Source organism: Vibrio sp. Isolate22 (genome assembly GCF_022398115.1).
Classification (GTDB): domain Bacteria; phylum Pseudomonadota; class Gammaproteobacteria; order Enterobacterales; family Vibrionaceae; genus Vibrio.
Window position 1 is genome coordinate 51,872 of sequence record NZ_JAKEUW010000011.1, and the last position, 23,823, is coordinate 75,694.

A 23,823-nucleotide genomic window follows, 5' to 3' on the forward strand; every position below is an offset into this window, starting at 1 on the left:
ACGCTTTGTTTGAATTAGCGAGTGAGGTGGATGCTTGCCGAGTATTCAACCGCCAAAATGTCGGAGAAGTACTTGTTAAGTTGTGTCGTATTGGTGGCACTGAATACGCGCAAAGGGTTTCCTGCACAGTTCTCGAATTGAGTAATTCGAGATGGGCTGACGCCATAGCCGATGAAATTCATTTCAATGCCGTACTGCTTGATAGCCGTAGTGCAGAACCCAGCGTTTACCAGTTGGGTGAACGCGTCTCCTTCGTCAGCACCATCGGTGAATAACACCAGTTTTCTTCTGGTTTCGGGTACAGTGCTAACCTTCATTCCCCATGCTTGTTGCCAACTTGGGATAAGCTGCCTCACTCCCCAAACCAAACCTTGATAAGAGCGAGTCCCCCCGTTTGCAGTTAGGCTGTTTATCGAGTTTTGGACGCGGGAAAAGACGTTGGTCAATGGCAACATTGGTGAGTCTTGATTGCAGTCGCTTAACCACTTACTTGGCGGTGTAAACTTCACAGGTCGCTCAGAATGCAATGTCGCGAGGTTATCTACGGTTAGCGCCGCAGAGAAATCACCATTACGATAGCTAAGTCCATCGATACAGTAGATTCCGGCCGCTTCTTTGGATAACCAGGGCGGGCGATGTGTTGCCACCCCAGAATCGAAAGGAACGATCGAGATGCTTACTGAATCCAAATCGTTAGCGTTATTGCTCTGAGATTGAATCGTATTCAATGCGTTGGACAAAATAGATTTTAGTGACGACATGTTTGAGCCCATGGAGCCAGATACGTCGAGCACTAGCACCAACTCTGTTGGAATCGCAGAGTGTTTGCTCTCAACCACCCCCTTAAAGCCACCACCTGTTGCCGTCACCTTTTGGTCGTACTGTTCACGGTTGAAATGAGGCAGTAGAGGACTAACGGAGTAGCCTAGGCTAATTCGACACTCTTGGTTTTTCGGTGTTAATCCACTTACACCTTTCAGTGTCGGGTGATAGTAATCTTGGTACGCGCGCATCATTCTCAGAGTCGCCTCATCAGCAAAAGCACAAGCTAATGCGGCAGAGTCGGCGGCTTGTGCGGCTCGATTAGAAACCATTACTTGCGCCGATATCATCAAAGTGCCGACGGCGATAAATAGTGCAGGGGTAAGCAGTGCTAAGAAGGAAAGGGTGATCGAACCTTTTTGCTGACGGGCCAGGCCGATAAACATTGAGTTAACCATAGTGCTTACCTACCACTACTGATGAGCTTTTTAAGCTTTTTGGAAGAGCGAGCCGTTCGTAGCTAAATGGTGTCTCCACGCATAAGGTCAGTTGAACCAAGGTGGACGGTCTTCCATCCAACGCAGGATCGCCGCTGCCCACAACGAGCATGTCCGTAAGCTGTTCAATCGGTCGACCACTTTGGCAGTCGCTTCCCGCATACAGATGTTTGTATTCCCACGTTGAAGTAGCAATATCAAAGACACGACTTTCAAGTAAAAGCCCAATATCGCTACTGGGAATGCTACTCGGCAGGTAACTTTCAGCGAGTACGATCAATGGACCTTTTAGAGTCTCGGGTAAACCATTCTTACCTTGCTCAGGTTTAAGTTGAGTCGAAGAAATCGCATTCACTAGATTGTAGGTAACATTGTCTAACTGAGTCTGTAGACTGAATAAACGGTAGATAGCAACGAACCCCCACAGAATGATCATCATCGCGAGTACGACAAACGGGAACTCAACTGCGGCTGAGCCCGCCTGTTTTTTGGTGTGTGTGTGATTAACCGTCATAACTCACCAATACCTTTCTTTCCAAGGTTGTCATTTGGCCGGTACGTTCTAAAAAACGAGTTGAAAGGCTAGGCAGTAGAGCGAATGAAAATGCGTAAGACACCGTGTATTCCCCCAATACTGCTTTGCTTATTGGTGCCGCCTTCCTGTTAACTAAGTCCGGTAGGTTTTCAACGTACAAAGGTTGAGATAACTTGATCTTGCTGCGATCGAGCAGTGGGAACTTGTCGATAGTGTCGATGAAAACTTGGTTTGATATGGGACCAACTGGTCGAATTTTTACTTCTCGCGCTCCTGCATGAACGGCAACATCGAAGATGATGTTGACTAGCAGCAGGCGGCAGATCTCAAAGACCCCTATTATCAGCAATAAAAACGGTAGGGTGATCATTAGAAACTCAACGCTATTCGCACCTTTCTGACGAGAGAGCATTATTGTTCTCCTCGATCAGCGTGAGCGGCTAGGGCTTGGTAATACAAGCTATTGTTAGCGTATTCCGGTTGCGACAGATGCTCACGAGCGATCGCTTTTGCAGACTCGCTGTCGCCAGAAAGTGCGTAAGCCAACGCAAGGTTAAGCTGGAGTTTTACGCTAGCTTCGCCTCTGACAAAGATCGGGTGCAGAATACGAATCCCTTGCTCTGGTTTACCATCGAGTATCCACGCCATAGCGAGGTTGTTTCGGTATTCGTTGCTTGAAGGCATTAAGCTAAGCGCATTTGAGTAACACTCTCTGGCTTTGGAATACTGCTTATTGAGCGAGTAACTGACTCCTAAGCTATTTTGAGCAACGTCATCGGAAGCATCCAGCCGAACAGACTCTTCAAGAGCGGAGGTCGCTTGTTCAAGCTCACCTAAAGCTAACCATGAACGGCCTAATTCACGGTAAATCGCATTGGATTGATTAAGCTCGATACCACGCTTTAAGTAATGCAGTGCTTCGTCATAACGACTGGCTTGATTAGCTGCGGAGCCCATCAGCAACAGTAACTGCGGGTCATTAGGGTTCGCTACCAACATTTTGCGATAGAGATCCATGGCGCTCTCTGGCTTACCATTCATTAACGCAACTTCTGCCACTTTCATGTTTTCGGCGGTATCTTTTTCAACGTGGTTGGTTGATTGACAGCCGAACAATATCAGCGACAAAAAGAATAACGGGATGGTTCTCATAAGCCCCCCAGAGTTTGTGTAAGAGATAACATGATTGGCACGACGATGATGCCCACCACCGGTAGCATGATGAAGACCACCAAAGGGAATGACATCTTGGCTGGTATTTTTCCCACCCACTCTTCCAGCTCTAAGAAGTGGTATTGACGACTATCCGAAGCGATCAGTTTGAGGGCATCAGCCATAGGCGTACCGTATTGCAATGCTTGGTTCATGGTAGTGACAACGTTGTTGATGTCAGACAGTTGTACACGTTTGTCTAGGTTGTTGAGTGCCGTTTGTGGAGAGTCGAGAACAGAGATTTCTGTTGCGGTTAACAGCCATTCTCGTGACAAGGCAGGGGAGATCGAACGCATCTCTTCACCAACGCAGCGAAATACCGCTTCGAGTGTTAAGCCTGATGCAACACACACTACCATTAGGTCGACAGCATCGGGTATTACTCGGCTGATCTGCATTCGAACTTGGTTCACACGCCATTCAAGAATGCGATCGAATAGAATGCCGACCACGATGCCGATAGCGATACACTCTGCCGCCGAATTCATCGTTAGCACTGGAATGCGACTGGCATACCAAGTACCAGCACCTACGGTCATTGTGATTAATCTAAGCCCTAAAAAGTACATCTCTGCATTTGGGTTAAGCCAGCCAATCAGAACCAGCTTTTGACGTCGAGATTTCTCACCTTGGAAACGCCACTTACTCGACGTGTTTTTATACTTTGAGGAATAGCTTGATACGCGATTCAGTCGCTCAGCCACAACGTCTCGTTTGAACGAAGATAGGTGTGCGATCAGCGTGAGAAGAACAGCTAATCCCAACAACAACATGGCAACATACATCATGATGAGAACCTCTTATTGCGAGTCAGAGCATTCAAAATTAAGGTACCGATACTGATGCTGATTAGTGCATAGGTCAGAACTCGTTGGCCCAGTTCAGTGTTAAACAGCTGCTTAATCATGTAGGGCTCAATTAAATAGATGCCACCCAGCAACCCTATGGGTAAGACAGAGAGAAATAACGCTGTGATACGAGGCTCTGAGGTTAAGCTCTTCACCTTCTTTCTCATCGCTCGGTTGTCATGCATGGTTCGGCTTAAGCTATGAAGAATGTCGCGCAGTTGACCACCATTCGACTGGTTAAGGATCAATGCAACAGAGAAGTAACGAAAGCTGCTGTACGGAAGACGAATGCACGCATCGTCGAGACTCTGGCGAAGACTAAGGCCAAGCGCAAGATTGTCGCGAAGGTAAGAGAACTCGCGTCCTAGCAAGCCAGGTTGCGTCTGTGCCACTTGATCAATCGCTTGTGGGATAGATAACCCTGCTGATACCGCTCTAGAAATCAATCCAAGGACGTTGATGATGTCTTTTTCAAACTCTTCTACTTGTCTCTTTCTGCGATAAAACACAATGGCACAGGTACATATGAGCCACAGCCCCAGTGCTGAAAGTAATCTAAGGTAGACTGGAAGCTCCGGTACAAACAGGTAACCAGCAACTGGAAAGCCAACAACCATTGAGGCGATAAAATACTTATCCCAAACAGGCAGCAAGGCATTTATTCGCAGGAAAAAGGCATGCAGTTTGTTGGCGCGCTGGTGGCTCGACTTTTTGATAGAAACGTCTGTAGGGCTTACTTTGTAAGCATTTGATACCAATGACAGGCGTTTATTAACAATGGCTTGTTTTGAGTTGAGCTTTATTAGCCAAACCGTAACCAGCAGCGCAGAAATAGTAAGAACAACAATCATCCGGCTTCAAGCTCCATTGCCACCCTTAGTTGAGCGTCTAGCTGGTGATATTTCGCTTTTTCGTTGAAGCTTGGCACGCACTTGGCACTCTTATATTCACCAATTAGGTTACCTTGCTGGTCTTCCGATAGCGTTTTAAAGGCGAACAGTTCTTGAGTGACGTATTGCTCGCCCTCTAATCCTTGTACCTCGGTTATTGAAACAATGCGTCGCTTGCCATCGCGCATTCGTTCTACTTGGATAACCACATCAATGGTGTCGGCGATTTGGCGACGTAGTGAAAAGAGAGGCAGCGTTGCCTGGCTCATCATTAGCATGTTCTCCATGCGCACCAGTGCATCTGTTGCAGAATTGGCGTGAAGTGTACATAGCGAGCCTTCGTGGCCTGTGTTCATTGCTTGCATCATCTCAAAGGCTTCATCGCCACGAACTTCGCCTAAAATGATGCGATCTGGTCGCATACGTAGGGCATTTCGTACTAACTCTCTTTGAGTAATCGGCGTTAAACCTTCTGCATTGGCTGGGCGAGTTTCTGCACGCACCACATGGGGTTGTTGCAGGCGCAGTTCTGCTGTGTCTTCAATGGTGATGATGCGCTCTTGAGGCGAGATGCTGAAAGACATCGCGTTAAGCAGGGTGGTTTTACCTGCACCGGTACCACCCGCGACAAGAACGTTGAGGCGAGAGCGAACGATAATATCAATAAGCTTAATCATCGAATTCGACATCGCACCAAACTGTGCCAATTGGCTCAGTGTCAGCTTCTTTTCATTGAACTTACGGATAGATATGTAGGTTCCATCAAGCGCGAGCGGCGGGATCATGACATTGACACGGCTGCCGTCGTCTAGCCTTGCATCGACTAATGGATTCGATTCATCGATTCGGCGACCTACTTTGCTCACGATGCGTCGCGCTAAGTTGAGAAGCTGCTCTTCATTACGGAATTGGACCGTGGTTTTTTGCAGTTTGCCTGAACGCTCGACGTAAACTTCACGGTAACCATTGACCATGATGTCAGTGACCGTTTGGTCTTCAATCAGTGGTTGTAGTGGTCCCAAACCTAGAAATTCATTTAAGAGCTGTTCTACAGAATGAGTCACATCCTGATGACCGAGTGGTAGCTGCTTAGAAACCACAATTTCCGATACCATTTCTGAAATTCGAGCTTCAAGATCGGACGCACTTAAACTCACAACCGCTGATGGATCGATTGCCTTGATGATCTCTTCATGAATCACATGATAATGATCACGTAGCGAAGGAGCGGATGTTAACGTTTCATGCAACCGAGCTTGGTTGACTTCAATCGGATCAACCGTGTTTGCTTTTTGACCAAACATTATGCACCTCGCTTCCAAAAACGGCGGCTGTTTTGCTGCGATTCACCTGTGATTAATTCAACTAAAGAGTTGAACGCCACTTTTACTTTCCTGTTGCCTCTGTGGGCTGGTTGACCAAGTGATGACTTGCTCAAAAAGTGGTTCGGGGAGAATGGAATGACAACGTCTACCGGTACACCTAACGACTTTTTCACATCGTTAACTGAAATCATTGAGCCTGAATCGGACTTGGTGTGATTGAGCACAACAAGCGTTTGGGAGTCGGCTTGATTCTGAAGTCGTTTGATTATTTGACCTGCATTGCGGATAGAGCCAAGTGTTGGCTCTACGACAATTACTCGGATATCGGCACTTTTCAGTGCGTCAAAGCCAACTTGATCACGCAAAGAGTACGTCGGGATATCCACTAATAGGTAGTCTGAGTTTTGTAGGCAAAACTTAGTAAATTGGTCTAAAGCGCTCTTTTGTGGCCAAAATGGTGTGGCATCTAAAGGTAGATAGCCAGTAAAGAGGGTGTGCTTTGCTGATACACTGATCCCACTACGTTCGAAAACTAACGGGTCTAGTCTCTCTGGGTATTGTAAAAGCTCGATCAATGCTGAGTTTCCCTCAACATTGAGTAGCAGATCCAAGTCGCCCATTGAAAAGTCTAGGTCTAGACAAGCCACTTTCTTATCGATATCTGCAAGCTGTTGAGCAAGAGTTGCAGTAATGGTGCTGCTGCCTGAACCACCTTTTGCACTGACAACTGAGATGACTTTTTCATTTCGTTTTTCGCTGTTGTTTTGTAAAGCCGCGAAAGAAACGTGTTCTAGATCTTGCGGGGTCACAGGAGGAACTAGGTAATCACTCGCGCCTGATGCCAGCATGCCACGGTAGATGAAAATTTCATCTGAATGGCCGATAGCGATAATTTGACAACCTGTACGCTTAATCAAGCGCTGCACGGCTTGTTTTGACTCAGCCAGTTCACAATTCAACACATCGATAAATACTGTCTTGATGCCATGCTTTAGCACTTGTCGCACCACGTCGTCTTCTTGATTTGAAGAAACAGTGATGTTGTGGATACCAAAGTCATTCAGTGTGTGAGTAAGCGCTAGGGTGTCGAGTTGCTCAGACGCTGCGATCAGTACCATTAACTGGTGTACTTGATTCATAGCGAACCTCCTTGCGTGGTCGTCGAAGAACCATTATTTGGCTGTTGGTTTTGGGCTGGTGGAGCAAAGTAGTTATCGATACTAGAGACAGCTTTCTGCCCTTGCGCACCATTAATTGGCTGACCGACGATCAGGTCTTTAGGGTTGGCTACCATTTGCGCAAGCGCATTGGCATTTGCACACCCAAAATTGCGCTGAGTACGGTAGGCGTTGAGCGTCGTTCTTGGCGTTTTACCCGCGTCACAGGCTGTGACTTTGGCGCGGTAAGACTCGACTAAAATAGTGATGTCGCCTTTACCTTCTGTTGCTTCGTCTGCTACCCAAATTTGTGAGGGGTAGAGACCTGATTTGATAAGATGAAGTCTTACTTTCTCGAGCTGTTTTTCACCTTTCGGAGTTGTTTTTTCTATTTTGATCATCAAGCTACTTGCGCTGCCTCGACGAGCGATAAAGTCAGAAATATCCGCTTTTTCCTGAGTCGACAGTGTTTTCCCGGCAAGCGTTAGAGAGAACTTGTTAGTCACAGACACCACATCGACCGATGGTTGCTGAGTGGTTGGCGTAGGTGCGCATCCCGCAAACACAAATAGGGCAGGGAGCAATAAGGATAATTTATTCATGATGTCCTCAGTAATAGAACCCGTTGTCACCCAGCAAGCGAGGCTTGTGGTTGTCGGTGTATGTGTCTTGGTCGTGTGTTCTTTTACGCTGAATTCTTGGCCATGCTAGAAGACGTTCTACATCGCTTAGTGGAATGAGACCGTCGGTTGGTAGCTGCATTGAATCTGAACGAGTTGGCTGCACTAGGTAAGCTGTGACAATGATGATCAACTCTGTTTCTCGGCGAGTGAATTCAGTTGAGCGGAACAGACTGCCTAGCACAGGTACTTCACCGATAAGCGGCACTTTTTGTAGTTGTTCAATGTCTTCTGATTTCAATAAGCCGCCCAAGGCAAAGCTCTGTCCACTGGCTAATTCGATGGTGGTCGCTGCACTACGGGTAGTAAAAGAGGGGAAGTTAGTCCCATGTATCACTTGCTGGCTTTCGATGGAGACGTTACTGACCTCAGGGTTCACCTTTAAACTGATGCGATTTTGGCTGAGCACCGTTGGAGTAAAGTTGAGTTTTACACCGAAGTCTTTGTACTCGATTTGAGTGGTATCAGCAGTGATCAAAGGCAATGGAACCTGACCACCCACCAGAAACTCAGCATCTTCGCCCGACATCGCCGTCAAGTTAGGCTCAGCCAGTACAGACATCATGCCGTTTGTCGCTAGTGCATCAATCAGTGCGGTAATGCTTGGTTTGCCCCAACTGCTGACATTCGGCAGCTTTGAGAATGAAAACTGTCCAACACCACCTGCGATAGAGCCCCACTTGATACCCAACTTGTTCGAAACATTTCTCGATACTTCAGCGATTTTCACTCGAATGTTGACCTGGTTTGGCATGGTGACAACCAATTGATTGATCAGCTCATCTTCATTGGATTGCATTGGCTGATCTTTAGTCGTCGTATTGCTACTACCTGTACCGCTTTGAGTGTTTGAGCTTTCTTGTTGCTGGGTTTGGTCAACAATAGGAGACAAGTAACCTTTCGCTAAGGACACGATATTATGCGCCATCATAGGTGAAGGCACTTGCCCTTTTAGCCATAGTTTTCCACCCAGAGATTCCGCGTTTACGGACGCTTCTGGGAACTTGTTTTTGACCAATTCATTGAACTCGCGGCTGTTGTGAGTCACGCGAATCTTATTGGTATAGATGACGCGTTCTTGCTCGTTCAAAACAGTGATAGTGGCACTGCCAGCTCGTTTACCAAATACCATTACCTTGGTGTTGGTTAAGGTCTGGTAATCAGCAATATGGGTGCTAGAGATGAAAATCGACTTCGCTTTTTCTGGTAAGCGAATCATTTTTGCCTCATTGATTGTCACATCAAGCGCAGATGCTGCTGATGCGAAAGAGAGGCACAGGCTTGATAGTAGGAGAATCCCCCACCAACGACAGGTACTAGCCATTGTTATCAGCTCCGGTTTTATTGTTGATCGTTTTGTTGTCGGCTCTAAACTCCACCAAACCGACGTCAGGCAGTACCTGAGTTGTGTCTGGCGAGATGGCTTTCAGCGTCGCTGAATTTGCGTGCTGAGTTTGATTTGGGTCTTCGTTTTGTCCGCGTAAGACAAGTGTTAACTTGCCTAATTGCTTAGCCAAAACAACTTGGTTTGCTTGCTCGGGTGTTACCTCTAAAGAGACACTGCTGTCGTCAGGGATACCATTTTCATAATGATTAGATTCGCGGGCCTTTTGATAAGACTCAGCTGTTTGCTTGTCATTAAATGCCAAGACTCTCACATCATGAGCGATCGTTGTGACATACAAACCCTGCGAAGAATTGCCATAACGAAGCAGCTCACCATCTTGTGAACCGAGTAGGAGAATATCCACGTGGTCGCCCGGTTCAATAAATCCCGAATTTGATGTCACCTGATCAACAGGCACTGAGATAGCGCGATAACCGGGTTGTAACTTTAATGAAAGCGAGTAGCCGCCTTCTGGCTCGGTAATATCCGCTTTCGACAATATTGAGTCTTTGACAAGCTTGGTACGCGCAAGCCCCGACATAGAGTGATCAGCAGAAATATCTTCCGGTGTCACATGGTCGATGTAGTTCTCCAACTCTTGTTGTGGAACTTCTTTCCATCGGAACGAGTTTGGTGTGTAGGCTTGACCTATCTCTATCGTGCGAGTTGGAACCAGCACTTTGACCGTTTGCTTAACGGCTTGTTTAGAAGAGGTGGTCGCAGACTCGCTATTGGTTTGGCTCAACAGCAAAACGGATATTCCGAGCACCGAGCAAAATAACGACAGCAACATGAGTCGCTTGGCAGTCATAACTATTCCTTTAATTTGCAATAAACGGGCTTACTCTGAGGCTTGTTGTGCGTTTTTTAGTTGGTCGACTACAGTACCGTAGGCGTCACTGATAGCTGTGGTTAGCTGACCGTTCTCACCGCCAACAAAATTGAGTAGTACGACTGCCATTGCTGCTGCGAGAATGGCGTATTCGATTGCGGCTGCACCGCGTTGCTTTTTCTTGTTCAACATTTCTTGTTTCCTAGATGAAAACAGCCTCAGCAGAGGCTGTTGTAGTAATTAATAAGAGGTTTTAGTGCCTATTTGGCAATAAGTCGGTAGAGGTAGCGGCCGTCGTAACTTTGAGTACCAACTTGGCTTTCATCCATGGTTGTCATATTCAAACCGAGGACACGACCATAAGGAGCAGGATCGCTGGTGATATAGGAACTATGGTTGGAATAACCTCCACCAGTGACTTCGTTAAACTTAAAGACATTCGCATTGATAGGAAGTAATCCATACAGCTCTGCTTTTGATGGGTAGCGCCAGTTCGCTTTGCCACACACCTTTTGTGTATTTCGTGTTGAAATTAAAGGTGTTACCTCTACGTATTTCTTGAAACGACTGCTGTCTCCGTTGGTAAACAGTTGCCAAACGAGCTTGCTGTCAGTGTCTTGTGCGCAAATGGCATTTTGGCGATCGGCAACAACGCTCCCTTGCATATCTAGGTACTGGTACGTTGTCGCTTTTTCTCTAACAAGGCGTCCTAAGATGACGGCATCTATAGTACCGCCGACTTCCGAACTACGGACATCTTGGTAGCTGCGCTCAGAACTGTAGTTTGTGATGTATTGTTTGGTGTCTTTTGCTTGATTCGACCAGTAGTAAAAAATCACACCACCGTAATAGCTAGATTTGTCATACTCCGGATCCAGCCCTCGGTGATGAGGGAATGCATCTGTATCGATTGTTATGGTCGAGTTTGAGCTAGAGATTGCTTTAGTTTGTAGTGAAAGTAGCTGGGACAGCGCTGGTACTTTCCAATCGTTGAAGCCACATAAGTTCGCATCATTAGTGCTTTCTAACAGGCCGTTACTGCCTAAGACACTTGCTACACCAGATGCTGAAGCGTCATAAGCAAGATCGTCAGCACCTTTTGGTCGGCCGTCTTTGAGCAGTGTCCAAACTCGGCGTTTGCCTGTGATATTAGTGTCCTCAACACAACGCCAGCCTTGTTGGTAGGTGGTGTCTTTTGGTAGGTAGTTACCTAACTCGTCCAATTTAGCGAAGCGGTTGCTGACCATTGCGTCTGTTTGAGAAACGCTAAAGCCATTGTCTTTTGCCAGTTTCAGTCCATCTTTTGCTAGCACTTTTGATTGTACTAAGTTGTGGATTGTGGCCGTCGTGTTCATCTCACTGACAAACTTCTGGAACAACGTACTTAGGGTGGCAAACTCCAAGCCTAGCGTTTGTGTTGATGTATTCAGCTCGCTTACGAACGAATTAACCATGCCATATTGATACTCTAAGTCTGAGATAGCCTTGTATAGGTCTAAACTTGCTTGGTGAATATCCTTAGCCAGTGACGCAGAGCTTAGTGCGTTGGTTGAGCTTGATAGAGTTACGGACTTTTGCTGCATGAACGCCAATTTTTGAGCAAACTCAGAACCAGAGACTAATGCGCTCAGTGCAACGGTGTTTTGTTCTAATTTAGCGACTTGTTCTTTATACGCTTTGACTTTATTAATGAATTCAAGGCTTTCAGCATCAGTTCGGCTTTGAGCAACAGATGCCTGAAACTCAAGAGCTTTTAGCTTGAGCTTTGTATTCTTAAGATCATCTGCCCATGGTTGGGTTAAAGCCTGCAGTTCTACTACTTTAGCTTGAGCTTCCGTTTCTAATGCAGCGTAACCTTTGCTCTTAGATTGGTTGGCGGTTAGCCAGGTTTCTAAATAAAGCTCTGTAGCGCTAATCTTCGTATCTTGTGTACTCAGAAAGGTGGTTATTTCAGTCGTCGCGCTATTTACACCAGTGAGTAACTTTGTACCTGATGGCAATTGCCATTTAGCGTATGCGTATTTTGAATAATATTGCTCAACAGATTCTTGGCCTTTGTTGATAGTGACAGCGACGCCATTTTTATCCGCTAATACATTCACTGACTTATTCGATACCAAGTAACCACTTCTTAGATTTGAAGGGAGTGTTGCAGGATCTCTCTGCGACAACGTGATCACTTCATTGGTGTCTGGAAGTGTCCAACCCGCGATACCACAATCATCTAGTTGTGCGATTTTATCGAAGACAGTATTGATGTCTGAAGATATTCGTTCTGCCCAAAATGTCGGTTCCCCTTGTCCTTTATCATCGTATTCAGCAATACAATTGAGCGAGTACGTATTCCATGAGCCACCGTAACCAAAGTCAGCAGCTTGAGAACGGGTTTTCATTGGTACGAATTTTAGGCCGATAAAGCGACTGCTTGCTGCTGTTGCCCAAAGCGTGTCGCTGGTTGAGTTTGCGACACCTTCTTTCGCATGTGCTTTTAGTCGGATACCGACACTAGCCTTGTCATATGCTTCAGGGCCAATGAACTGTGGGTTCGAAACAGCAGGGTGCCAAGTCAGGCCTTTGTCGTTGGTGAACTCATAGTGTTCAGCTTCATCAAAGCGAACAGACTGGCCATCAACGTTAGCCGTTAGGTAGTCCCACTCAAAACCATTGGTCTTGATTGGGTTTGAGCCAGTGAAGGTGTTGGTAATCTCAGGCGAGGTTGGTGCTGGAATCTCAAACACTTTGGTGAAGGCTTGTGTGGTTAATGCTGCTACGCCATGAGGCATGCCATTCGTCGGATTTTGAGCGACGCGTAATTGAACCTCACCGATATTCTTGTCTACGTTACCGATCACAACCGGTTTGGCAGTGACTTTAGTCCAAGTCGAGCCTGAGTCGATCGTGACTTCGAAATGCTCTGGTTGTGTGAATTCGCCAAAGTATGTCCAATCTAGTGTGTTGTCCGTATCGTTCACCACTAGGCCTGTTGGAGCATTGGGTGCAGATGGACGAACGGTAAACGCAGTATCATTTGTCAGCTCTGATCCACTAGGACGACCGGTGATTGGATCTCGTTTGACTCGTACTTGAATTGAGTTAACAGCGTAAGCTTGATCGTTTAACTGATAAGGTTTCTGAGTAACCGTTGCCCAACCAGTATTGAGTACATTGATCTCGTAATCTGCAGCTTCTGAAAAGCCTGTTGCGAATGTCCAATCAAATGTGTCTAACCCATCGTGAGTGATTGGAGATGTTGGTGCCGATGGCTTGTCAGGTGTCACCGAATATGGCTTATCTGAGCATAGCGTTTCACCAGGATCATGTTGAGGATCTGTTCCGGCTTTCACTCTTACACAGACTTGTCCCTTAGCAAACTTCTCATCTGGGACTGCTTGTGGGTTGCTAGTTACCGGGCTAAATGTAAGACCTCTGTCTAGTGAGTATTCGTAGAAGTCATTGCCTGCAAACTCTGTAACTTCTGTCCACGCAAATGTGTTTTCAGCATCATCAATAATCGGCAGGGTTGGCGCAACAGGCTGGTTTTCTGAGCGAGTGAAAGCCGTACCAATCACTAGTGGATTGCCTGCAGGGCGAGCATCTTGCAAATTAGATTTTACACGGATAGAGATGCTGTTAGCCGGAAGTGAAACGTTGCCAACCACATATGGCAGTTCAGTGACAGTATTCCAACCGTTACCTAGGTTAATCTCGTAGAAAGATGGCGCATCATATCCAGAGACCCAAAGCCAGTTGATCTGATTCGTGCTGTCGTTTGCAAAATCCAGCACAGGTTTTACTGGTTGCGCCGGGGTTACTGTCATCGGTTTGTCTGAAATAGCACTTAAGCCGGTCGGGTGACCTAGGGAGTCATCCTTCGCGATACGTACTTTTAGATGCCCAACTGGAATATCTAAGTCTTGAATGCGTTGAGGCTTTTCAGTTGCTTTTACCCAGTTAGCACCGTTATCTAGAGAGTACTCGTAAAGAGAGAATTCATTAAAAGAATCGACCAGCGCCCAATCAAATTCGTTGCTAGCGTTGTCCACGGTGACCCAAGCGGGTGCTGCCGGGACTGTCGTAAGCGTAAATGCTTTGTTTGAAAGAAGCGGTTTACCTGCTGGAGTATTACGAGCACTAGAGGCTGCGACTCGTACCTGAATAGCGCCTTTATCGAATGCCTGTTTTCCAACCACAATTGGTTTGCGAATCACAGTCGACCAGGTGCTACCGGAATCTACGGAATATTCGTAGTCTGTGTTTTGATTGAATCCACGCACAAACTGCCAGTTGAAAGTATCTGATGCATCATTGACTTTACCGTGCTTGGGCGCTGGTGGCTTAACCACGATTTCACTACCGTCGATATCTTCTTGCGAGACTTTGAGCTGCTCTCGGTATTCCTTGCCGAGTTGATCCAGAGCACCCTCTGTCCCAGACGCACCGTGTGAAAGTCGATCCGTTTTGGCTTTGAACTCGACCAAATCAAGATCAGCAAGCTTGTACATTGCACCTTTGCGGGCGTTAACTTGGTCGACGCCTGCGTCTACTGAAGCTTTTTGAGCTTCTTGCAGTACGCGAGTCACACCACGCGCAAACATGTGCACTTCACGGCTTTTTGCCGAATTTGAAGCAGAGTAATCACCCAATGCTAGGCTTTTGTCGATCCCAAGGTCGTTAGCAACAAGCTCAGTCGCATCATCGAAGCTGATACCGCTGGTCTTTGACACACTGGCAATCAGTGAGGTAACCGGGCTCACTACGTCCGAGTTGTTACTTGGTACTTCTAAGGTAAACCCAGATTCAATTGCGTGGTTGGGGGAGTCCATATCTACGGTTATGCCTGCTACGGCTTCAACCAACACTTTGTATTGAGCCACATCATCGTCGACATTGAGTTGGAATTGTCCTTTGGCGTCCGTTGTCGCAATTTCTCCATCGGCAGAATCACACATCGCATTGCTATTTTTGTCTAAACAGACCTTGGCTTTGTGCAAATAACCATCTAACGCTATGCCTGAAATATTCGAGGATTTTGGCTGAGTTTGTGACTGGCTAAGCTTGGGATCTGACTCTGCACCACCACAAGCAACAAGCATTGTAGAGACGAGTGAAATACCCGCCAATTTGTATGGATTCCTTACCACTTGAACTCCAAAAGATTTATAAATTACCCGTAAGAAAGGCTGAGAATATTAATTTAAATGATAGTAGTTATCAATATCATTTGATCTTTTATTTCGTTAAGTGATTTAATAGCAAAATAAAATACTATCAACGCAACAATAAACTAGGTGAATCGGTCGAAAAAATGCACAATAATTTTTTAGTATGCAAACTATCACTAGCTATATCTAGTGTCTTAATGGTCGCAGGATGCGGAGGCGGTTCTGATGGCGAAAACCCAGTTGGATCTACTACTTCAGGCTATGCATTTCAAAGTTCATTAGTATGTGCTGATGCAGATCTGAATGGTGTATGCAGTGAGCAGGAAAAGCAGCTTGAAGAGGTTTCTGGTTATGCAAAACAGCGCCAGTATGATGGTGCAATTTTAACCGCTTCACCGAGTATGGCGTTGGTTACTCCATTCACCACTTTGATTCATAGTGAGATGATGTTTAATCCTGGCGTCAGCAACAATGTTGAACAAGCCAAGGCCTCACTTCAAAGTAAATTGGGTGATCATGTTGGTGTTAATTTTTCTTCACTAGATACAACGTACGGCCCTAAAGATCAGTCTAATGTGTTGCTAAAATCTCTGAAAAAGGCACAAACTGATGGGAAGCAAGCTGCATACACCAACATCGCTCATGCGCTCGATCTCATGATTGAGCATAAAACGCTAGATCTATCCGATGTCGATGTTGCGGGAACCGCTTCGAGACACTTACAGATTGAGGATGCTTTGGTCGTTCGTGGCTCTCAATCGGTGCCAGAATTCTCTGGTGCGAAGTCTATCGCTCTGAACCCAGCGAGCAGCCAGATTGTGTTTTTAACGGCGAATGATGTGGTTATGCAAATCGATAGCTCTTCACGTAATAAGCCTGTGACAATTGATGGTGATCTTGCTTCCCAAGCGAATTTTGATGGTGTTGGTATTCGTTCGTACGACGACGATTACGACGATCATGATGATGACGACGATGACGATGACGACGATGATGGTGACCATGGTAGTGGCACCGGGGGAGGCGAAATACCGGTAGACTCTAATGAAATTGTTCAGTTAGTGCCTGCGCTGAATGGCGTTCAGGCCTATAAGCTTTATAAGCCGACCTCCCATGTTTCCTCGACAGCGAGTGATGTTTGTAATAGCAAAGGCTCGAACGGTATTTTCTTATCGAATCTAAGTGACACCAATAACAATAATAATGGCGCAAAAGCGTACGCTATTGATAGCTATAGCGGCCAAAGTGGAGGAACACTACCTCCAATTCCGACGCCGAAACCCAAACCTGCCGTGACTCCTAATTCGAGTGAATCTTGTATTAACGATAACTTCGCTAAAGTGGTTCCATTGCTGCAGAGCGGTTCGTTATTGGCAGTTAAAAATACGGGAGGTTCGATTTACTCGCAGCAAGAGCTCAAATCGTTAAGTGCCGACAAGTTAACGATGAAAAGTTGGCGCCATACTCTTAAATCTTCTTCACCTCAAATCATGCCATCGTATGACCAGAGTGAAGCCTTGATTGTTTACAAAAATTATTTTTCGAGCGCCAATTTAGCGGCTGAGGTTATTGATACAACTAACTTATCCACTAAGAGGACGATTGATAAGTTGAACCTGAAAACCGCCAATATTGTAGCGAACCAGCAAATTTTGTTGGGGCTAGACAGTAACAAGCTTGAATGGGTGTCAAACTCGATTCAGCAAACGGTACTTGGGGAGTTAGATGTCGACTCCACCATCAGTAAGATAGCAACATCGAAGGATGGCAAAATAAGTGCGGTTGCTACAGCGAACACTCTCTATATCGTTGATAACACGAATAGAACCTTGTTAGTACAAGAGGTGTTGAGCAGCTCGGCAATCAATTCTTTGTATGTATTAGCTGAAAAAGTGATTGCGCTGACTTCTTCTGGGGTAGATTACTATCAATTCCGAAATATTAGTGGTCCAGCTCTTAAAGTTGGCAGCCAACTGGTAACAAAAGAGCTCCTTAAAAAATGGGAAGACAGTGGAAACTCAAGCTGGAACTCTACTAACTTGGGCTACATTCTTTCTCAAACAGGAACCGAAAGTAGCATTTCTGATAAATTCAAAAATGTTAATCTTTCATTCTCTCCTTCTAACGCAACAACCTCAAGTGGCATCACTGGAGTGAACGTTAGCGGCTTAGAACGAGGCGAGTGGTTAACCTTCTATAAATCTCTATAAGAGTTTTGGGTAGTGAAAGAGGGGAGGTTAGCTCCCTTCTTTTTACATTTTTGCCTCTAAGCTTTATTAAATAATTCCCCCCGAATATCATTTTTACCACCCAATATTTACTCGCCTTATAAGCATAAAAAACAAAAGTTAATCATTTGTTACTCGACATAAAACCGGAGTATGATACTGGATTACTATTTAGGATTTGGTTGTTATGAGTGCATCGAAGGCGAGCTGGAAAACGCCGCAAAACTTTTTATTATTGATTTCGATTGTTGTACCTATCGCGTTTTCGAGCTGGATGGCTCTGTTGAACAACTTCGTGATAGAGAAAGCTAACTTTGATGGTGCCGATATCGGCTTGCTGCAAAGCGTTCGTGAAATTCCGGGCTTTTTAGCTTTTACTGTGGTGTTTGTGTTGGCTTTCATCCGAGAACAACGTTTCATGTTGGTATCGCTGGCAATGCTCACTGTAGGTACTGCGATTACTGGCTTGTTCCCTTCACTTACCGGCCTTTTGTTTACCACCATTTTGATGTCGACGGGCTTTCATTATTTTGAAACCCTCAAGCAATCTTTGTCCCTACAATGGCTGAGCAAAGAAGAAGCGCCAGAGATGCTAGGTAAAATGATCTCGGTTGGTGCGTTAGCATCTCTGCTTACTTACGGCTCTATCTGGGTGATGTTGGAGCAGTTAAAGCTCGATTTCGTTTGGGTATATGGCATTACTGGAGGGCTAGGTTTTGTTCTGGTACTCGTGATGACTTTTGGCTTCCCTGAATTTCAAACGAAGACCCAACAAAATAAGAAGTTGGTGCTGAGAAAGCGTTACTGGCTGTACTACGCGTTGACCTTCATGAGTGGTGCTAGAAGACAGATATTTACGGTTTTCGCAGGCTTCTTGATGGTAGAGAAGTTCGGTTACTCGGCGGCAGACGTTACTCTACTGTTCTTAATTAATTACCTGTTTAACTTCTTGTTTGCTAAGCGTATCGGCAAGTTCATTGGTGTAGTGGGTGAGCGTAAAGCGCTTATTTTCGAGTACGTGGGTTTGATTGGCGTGTTTGTCGGTTACGGCTTGGTGCAAAGTGCGGAATGGGCGGCAGCATTGTACGTGATCGATCATCTATTCTTTGCTTTCGCTCTAGCAATTAAAACATACTTCCAGAAGATTGCCGATCCGGCTGATATGGCTTCCACTGCGGGTGTGTCTTTCACTATCAACCATATTGCGGCAGTCGTTATTCCTGTTGTATTCGGTGTGATTTGGCTCTCTTCGCCTGCGACAGTGTTCTACATTGGTGCAGCAATGGCGGCGGTTTCTTTGGCGCTGTCTTTGAATATTCCGAAGAAGCCAGAAGAGGGCAACGAAGTGCGAATGTTTAGCTGGCGCTAATGTCACGGTCACCTAACGTGAGATAAATAAAAAGCTCCAATAGCGATATTGGAGCTTTTTTAGTTTCTGCTGTTCGCTCGTCTACACGATTTGTTGCTCTAAGGAGTCAGCAAAGCGCTTCTTGTAACTGCGTAACATGCTAAAGCTGGCGATTGCCGTTAGAGTTTCCGCGAATAGAATACTTGCCCAAATCCCTTGTTCTGGGAACAGCTTTGGCAGAATGATGATACCTAAAGCCACGAACACAAAACCGCGAGCAAGAGATATCAGCGTTGCCTGTTTAGGTTTGGCAGTCGCTTGAAACAGGTTAGCAATCACTAAGTTGATTCCCATTAGCGGCACACCAAAGAAAAAGAAGGTGAGTGCGGTCGCGGATAACCCTATCAAATCACTTGAAGCTCCCAGATAAAGCGCTGCGATTTGAGGGGCGAACAGATACACAATCCCCATAAATACTAGGCCACTGCCGACCGCACTTTTTAATCCTAAGCGGAAGATTTCTTCGATGCGATTTGGCTGGTTCGCACCATGATTAAAGCTAATGATAGGCTGACAAGCTTGAGCAATACCGACCATCACAAATAGAGCAAAGACCCCGATGTTGGCTGTTAAACCATAAGCGATAATGTGGTTCTCACCAAACTGATCCAACAGTACATAGTTGAACAGCAAGATCGTCATAGCGGCTGTTACTTCAATGAAGAAAGTTGGAGTGCCAATCTTAAGGATGCTTGGCAGTTTATCAAAACCAATGCCTTTTAAACTCAGCGTTAAGGTGCCTTGTTTACGTACAAAGTGACTCAATAAAATACACGCGATGACACCCTGCGCTATGGCTGTGCCGTAGGCGGCCCCTTTCATGCCCCAGCCCCATTTTAGGACGAAGAAGTAATCCAATACGAGGTTGACCACTGCACCAATCGACATGGCGTAAGTCGCCAGTTTTGGGTTGGTATCGTTACGCACAAAGCACGATATAACCCAAGCTAACGAGTAGAGCACGAAGAACTGCAGCATTACAGATAGGTAGTCGTGAGTGAGCTCTGCCATGTACCCAGAAGCACCCATCAGTGCAATAATCTCATCGAGCCAATACAAGGCAACGCTGACGGTTACTGTGCTAAACAGAGCGGTGATCAACATCGATTGATTAAACAGAGTTTGCCCAGAGGTTACGTTGCCTTTGCCCACTTCAATAGACATCAGCGCCGCACCACCAATACCAACCATCATGGCGATTGCAGTGAATATTGAGAAAGCAGGGATAGTTAGAGCGATAGCGCCCAAGCCATCAGGACCGACACCATGCCCAACGAACCAAGCGTCTCCCATGATGAAAAGGGATTTGATCACCATGCCGGTTAACGCAGGCCAAAGGTATTGATAAAAGGATTTAGATATTGGATCGGTTTTTAGGTTGATGGCCATTCGAACAAGCTCCCAACAATTTGGATGTACCAAAATGGATGAAATAAAGAGGGAGCATTATCGGAACTTAGTGGCAGCTAAAAAAGGGATTATCTGCGTATTATATTGCACTATCTGCACATCGGGTTCGAAACTGTGCCGGTGACTCTTTCATCTGTCCGCGATAAAAACGGCTGAAATAGGCCGGGTCTTCGAAGCCGAGTTCAAAAGCGATGGTCTTGATGGTCTTGGTTGAGAAGATCAGCTCGCGATTCGCTTCTAAAATGATCCGATCGTGGATCAATTGAGTGACGGTTTTACCTTTTTCAGCTTTGACGATCTCGTTAATGCGTTTGTTGGTTATCGACAGAGCTTGCGCATAAAAATCACAATGTTTATGGGTGGCGTAGTGCTGCTCAATCAAATCAACCACCTTGTTCACTCGACTATCGCGTACTTCACCTTTCAATGAGGATTGGCTAGCAAAGCGCAGGATGTAACGCAAAAAGCTATTCATGAGTGATTCTACTATGTCCCAGTCGCTCTCTTCTCGTGCGCACTCTTCTTTCAGCATGTTGAAAATAGGCAGCAGGTAGCAGTTGCCTTCTTCACTGCAATCCAAATAGGGAGGGCGGCTTTGGTGCATGGCGAAAACTGTGTCGACTAGCTGAGTGTTGCGATGGTTGGTTTTAACAAAACCAGGGGTGAATACCAGTAAACGAGCATTTTCTCCGACTAGCTCCGAGCGGTGTACTTGGCCCGGTGCAATGGTGAAAATACGGCCGACCTTGTTGTCGTAGTCAACGAAATCAATGCTCTGACTGCCATGGTTATTCACGCACCATACTAACTCCCAGTATTCATGCCTGTGCGGCTCTAAGAACGCATCATCACTGTTAGACAGTTCTGTCACGCGACAAGGTTGACCTTTGACAAGACGCATGTGTTTGATGGGAGTACTCATGACATTCCTTTGTGGAGAGATAACTAAAGGTACTAACCAGAGCTAGCAATAATGGCTGAGTCTAATGTAGTTGATCTCGATGTTTAAGTCATTCGCTTGGTGAGCGATTCGATATGAGAAGGGGCTGGCTGTAAAGGGGCAGTAGGTTGTGAGGGAGTATTTGAGCTAAACAAAACCCCAGAAGCGGATTGTGAGCTTCTGGGATAGTTTGAATACGGTTTATCTTAGTTCTTAGTTGTTTAGCTACTTAGCTACTGCTTGCCGTTTTAAGCGTTGAACGCAGCTTGAAGATGCTCTTAGGTGCTTTAGTTAGCAGGATGCCACAAAGTAGAGGGATCATCATAAGCAGAGACTGTTCTGATAGCACCTCACCATTGATGTAGCAAGAGATCAGCAGCGCAACCACTGGGAAGATAAGGAAACAAATGGATGCTTGGAACGGCGTCGAAACCTGACCTAGTTTGAAGTAAGCCACAATACCGCCGACACTCGCTACAAAACCTAGATACACGACCGCTGAGATAGAATCCCAAGTGAAAGATTCTACGTTCACGTTCTCGCCAACAGCCGATACAGCAAACAAGAAAATCGCAGCAATGAAACTTGGTACAGCGTTGTAAGTCAGTACCTCGATGCCTTTACAGTGTTTTTGAACTAACACGTACATTACCGCGTGAATTGCGACCGCAAGACCCAGGCAAACCGTACCGATAAAGTAGTCATCACCGCCCATTTGCATTTCGTTACCAAGAATTAAGCACAGGCTTATAACCGCAGTAACTAGGCCGAATATTTGATGCTTCGCTAAGCGTAGACCAAGGAACAAACCCGACATCAGCATCACAACAACAGGCATGTTAGCGAAGATGATCGAAGCAAGAGCAGAAGAGATGTATTGCTCACCATAGATCATCAAAGTGAACGGAATCGCAAAATACATCAGTGCCACAATAAGCAGCCATTGACGCTTGCCTTCAGGGAACAGCATAGGTTGATTGAAGGCTTTTGCTAATACTGCAAGCAGAGGGGCTGCAAGTAAAAAGCGCAGTCCAGTAGCAAAAATTGGTGGGATAGAATGCAATGCCACTTCCATAGCGAACCAAGTGGTTCCCCAAATTAAGCAAACAGAGACAAAAAGCAAGATAGTTAGCGACTTCGAATTCATGGTGACTGCTCATTAATAATTATTTTAAATCATAGGCTTGTAGCGCCTTAATGACGTGGCACAGTATAAGGAGGTCGTCGGAGAAAAAGTTTGTCTTTTTGTCTCTAATTGGAATGAAATGTAGAAATTAAATCTCCAATATAACTATTTAAAAGTAAATATTTTCACTAATTGATATTTTTATAAAGTCATTATTCTTTGTAATGTTTAATCTTAGTTTAAGAATTGACCAATTAAGTGAAGAAGGGTGATTTGGCTGAAATCAACCCAGCCGTTTGCAACTGCTCACGGGATCCTCACTTTCGGTCAAGTAGGGCTGACGAGTACGTTTATTTGCTCTGTTCCCGAATGCCCTCTTTTAGATAAAATCGTTATTAGTCGCAAAGTTATCGTATTAAGTGTTTAAAGTTTATTTGGTTCACGTTCATACTGAATAAAGACGACATAGTATGGAAATGAGGTAGGGCATTTGAAAAACACAATCGACTTAAATCTGTATCGATTTTTGGACCTGCTTTATGAGCAACAATCTCAGGCGAAGGTGTGCCATATTCTGGATATCAGCCGCGCAACGTTTAATCGTCATCTTTCCGATTGTCGAGATTTATTTGCCAATGAGTTATTCATTGCGACCAAAGGTGTTTATACGCCGACTTTGTTCACCACGCAATTGATGCTAGTGGTAAAAGAACCGTTGGAAAAGCTAGAGCAAGCGCAGCAACTATCGCAGTCGTTTATCGGTAACGATTCGAACATCGAATATGTTTTTCACGCCGCCAACCCACTGAGCACACTGTTTACGGTTCCTCTGTTGCAGGGGCTTACTAATGAGGAATCTAAGCCCAAGATATCGATGATGGACTGGTCTTTAGATGGCGTTGAATTCCCTAAAGCAGGGACCTTAGCGATTGGTGTGTCGGGCTACCCGAATGAACTCAATGACCGCATTGTTGAGCGCAAAGTGGGTTCGTTGGAATTGTTTGCTTATGTAGCGGATACCCACCCTTTAGCGAAAAACGAAGCCATTGACCTTAACCAACTAGAGAGATTTGATACGGTGCGCGTTTCGATGGGATCATTGGATGCTAACTCCTATTACGAACGCCTAAAAAAAACGCACAGGCTTGGTATTGCAACAAAAGCTGACTGTTGCATCGGTATCCTCCGCATTGGAATGTGTTCAAGTCAGCCAGTATGTCTACGTTGGCTTTGATATGAATTTGGCTTCAACCCCAAGTGGGCTGAGCAAACGACCTGTTTTATTCAATGGAGAAGCGGTGACTTTTGATGTAGGTATTCAGTATCACCGTGCTTGTTATCAGCACCCTATAGTGAAGCGTATTGAACAGATCTTAAGTGAGAGCTTAGAAAGCTATTGATTATATAGCTGACAACAACAAAAA

General features: G+C 45.6%; 18 protein-coding genes and 1 pseudogene. 3 read left to right on the forward strand and 16 right to left on the reverse strand.

Annotation, left to right across the window (positions count from 1 at the left end):
- Positions 1-14: 14 nt before the first annotated feature.
- The 13 genes from L1D55_RS08715 to L1D55_RS08775 form a co-directional block, all read right to left on the reverse strand.
- Positions 15-1,220 carry a VWA domain-containing protein gene (locus L1D55_RS08715; RefSeq protein ID WP_239917161.1) on the reverse strand — a complete coding sequence of 402 codons (1,206 nt, stop codon included), beginning with the start codon at positions 1,218-1,220 and terminating at the stop codon, positions 15-17.
- Complete coding sequence (tadF, locus tag L1D55_RS08720; protein ID WP_239917162.1) at positions 1,213-1,773, reverse strand: tight adherence pilus pseudopilin TadF; 561 nt, start codon at positions 1,771-1,773, stop codon at positions 1,213-1,215. Before tadF ends, L1D55_RS08715 begins: the two co-directional genes overlap by 8 nt.
- Positions 1,763-2,206, reverse strand: a complete 444-nt coding sequence (locus tag L1D55_RS08725) for a TadE family protein (protein WP_239917163.1) — start codon at positions 2,204-2,206, stop codon at positions 1,763-1,765. Before L1D55_RS08725 ends, tadF begins: the two co-directional genes overlap by 11 nt.
- Complete coding sequence (locus L1D55_RS08730; RefSeq protein WP_239917164.1) at positions 2,206-2,946, reverse strand: tetratricopeptide repeat protein; 741 nt, start codon at positions 2,944-2,946, stop codon at positions 2,206-2,208. Before L1D55_RS08730 ends, L1D55_RS08725 begins: the two co-directional genes overlap by 1 nt.
- On the reverse strand, positions 2,943-3,794 hold the full coding sequence (locus tag L1D55_RS08735; protein ID WP_239917165.1) for a type II secretion system F family protein: 852 nt from the start codon (positions 3,792-3,794) through the stop codon (positions 2,943-2,945). Before L1D55_RS08735 ends, L1D55_RS08730 begins: the two co-directional genes overlap by 4 nt.
- Positions 3,791-4,705, reverse strand: a complete 915-nt coding sequence (locus tag L1D55_RS08740) for a type II secretion system F family protein (RefSeq protein ID WP_239917166.1) — start codon at positions 4,703-4,705, stop codon at positions 3,791-3,793. The genes L1D55_RS08735 and L1D55_RS08740 overlap by 4 nt, the downstream gene beginning before the upstream one ends.
- A complete protein-coding gene (locus tag L1D55_RS08745; protein ID WP_239917167.1) occupies positions 4,702-6,048 on the reverse strand; it encodes a CpaF family protein in 1,347 nt (448 codons plus the stop codon). Before L1D55_RS08745 ends, L1D55_RS08740 begins: the two co-directional genes overlap by 4 nt.
- Positions 6,048-7,208: a P-loop NTPase gene (locus L1D55_RS08750; protein ID WP_239917168.1), complete on the reverse strand. Its 1,161-nt coding sequence runs from the start codon at positions 7,206-7,208 to the stop codon at positions 6,048-6,050. The genes L1D55_RS08745 and L1D55_RS08750 overlap by 1 nt, the downstream gene beginning before the upstream one ends.
- Positions 7,205-7,828 (reverse strand): CpaD family pilus assembly lipoprotein, encoded by a 624-nt coding sequence (locus L1D55_RS08755; RefSeq protein ID WP_239917169.1) that lies wholly within the window; start codon positions 7,826-7,828, stop codon positions 7,205-7,207. Before L1D55_RS08755 ends, L1D55_RS08750 begins: the two co-directional genes overlap by 4 nt.
- 7 nt (positions 7,829-7,835) lie before the next feature.
- Positions 7,836-9,230 carry a type II and III secretion system protein family protein gene (locus L1D55_RS08760; protein ID WP_239917170.1) on the reverse strand — a complete coding sequence of 465 codons (1,395 nt, stop codon included), beginning with the start codon at positions 9,228-9,230 and terminating at the stop codon, positions 7,836-7,838.
- Positions 9,223-10,104: a Flp pilus assembly protein CpaB gene (cpaB, locus tag L1D55_RS08765; RefSeq protein WP_171367515.1), complete on the reverse strand. Its 882-nt coding sequence runs from the start codon at positions 10,102-10,104 to the stop codon at positions 9,223-9,225. Before cpaB ends, L1D55_RS08760 begins: the two co-directional genes overlap by 8 nt.
- 30 nt (positions 10,105-10,134) lie before the next feature.
- On the reverse strand, positions 10,135-10,317 hold the full coding sequence (locus L1D55_RS08770; protein WP_239917171.1) for a Flp family type IVb pilin: 183 nt from the start codon (positions 10,315-10,317) through the stop codon (positions 10,135-10,137).
- Positions 10,318-10,385: 68 nt separating this feature from the next.
- Positions 10,386-15,218 carry a DUF1566 domain-containing protein gene (locus tag L1D55_RS08775; protein ID WP_239917200.1) on the reverse strand — a complete coding sequence of 1,611 codons (4,833 nt, stop codon included), beginning with the start codon at positions 15,216-15,218 and terminating at the stop codon, positions 10,386-10,388.
- 266 nt (positions 15,219-15,484) lie between these two features.
- Between L1D55_RS08775 and L1D55_RS08780 the strand changes: the two genes are divergently transcribed.
- The gene (locus tag L1D55_RS08780) at positions 15,485-17,497 is read left to right on the forward strand and encodes a hypothetical protein (protein WP_239917172.1); all 2,013 of its coding nucleotides are present in this window, start codon (positions 15,485-15,487) and stop codon (positions 17,495-17,497) included.
- A gap of 205 nt (positions 17,498-17,702) precedes the next feature.
- Positions 17,703-18,884, forward strand: coding sequence for an MFS transporter (locus L1D55_RS08785; RefSeq protein ID WP_239917173.1), 1,182 nt, complete (start codon positions 17,703-17,705; stop codon positions 18,882-18,884).
- Positions 18,885-18,965: 81 nt separating this feature from the next.
- Here L1D55_RS08785 and L1D55_RS08790 read toward each other — a convergent pair whose 3' ends face one another.
- The 3 genes from L1D55_RS08790 to L1D55_RS08800 form a co-directional block, all read right to left on the reverse strand.
- Positions 18,966-20,312: an MATE family efflux transporter gene (locus tag L1D55_RS08790; protein WP_239917174.1), complete on the reverse strand. Its 1,347-nt coding sequence runs from the start codon at positions 20,310-20,312 to the stop codon at positions 18,966-18,968.
- A gap of 100 nt (positions 20,313-20,412) precedes the next feature.
- Positions 20,413-21,255, reverse strand: a complete 843-nt coding sequence (locus tag L1D55_RS08795) for a helix-turn-helix domain-containing protein (RefSeq protein ID WP_239917175.1) — start codon at positions 21,253-21,255, stop codon at positions 20,413-20,415.
- 247 nt (positions 21,256-21,502) lie between these two features.
- Positions 21,503-22,420, reverse strand: coding sequence for a DMT family transporter (locus L1D55_RS08800; protein WP_239917176.1), 918 nt, complete (start codon positions 22,418-22,420; stop codon positions 21,503-21,505).
- A 469-nt stretch (positions 22,421-22,889) separates the two neighbouring features.
- Between L1D55_RS08800 and L1D55_RS08805 the strand changes: the two are divergent.
- A pseudogene (locus L1D55_RS08805) lies at positions 22,890-23,799 on the forward strand (LysR family transcriptional regulator).
- Positions 23,800-23,823: the final 24 nt, after the last annotated feature.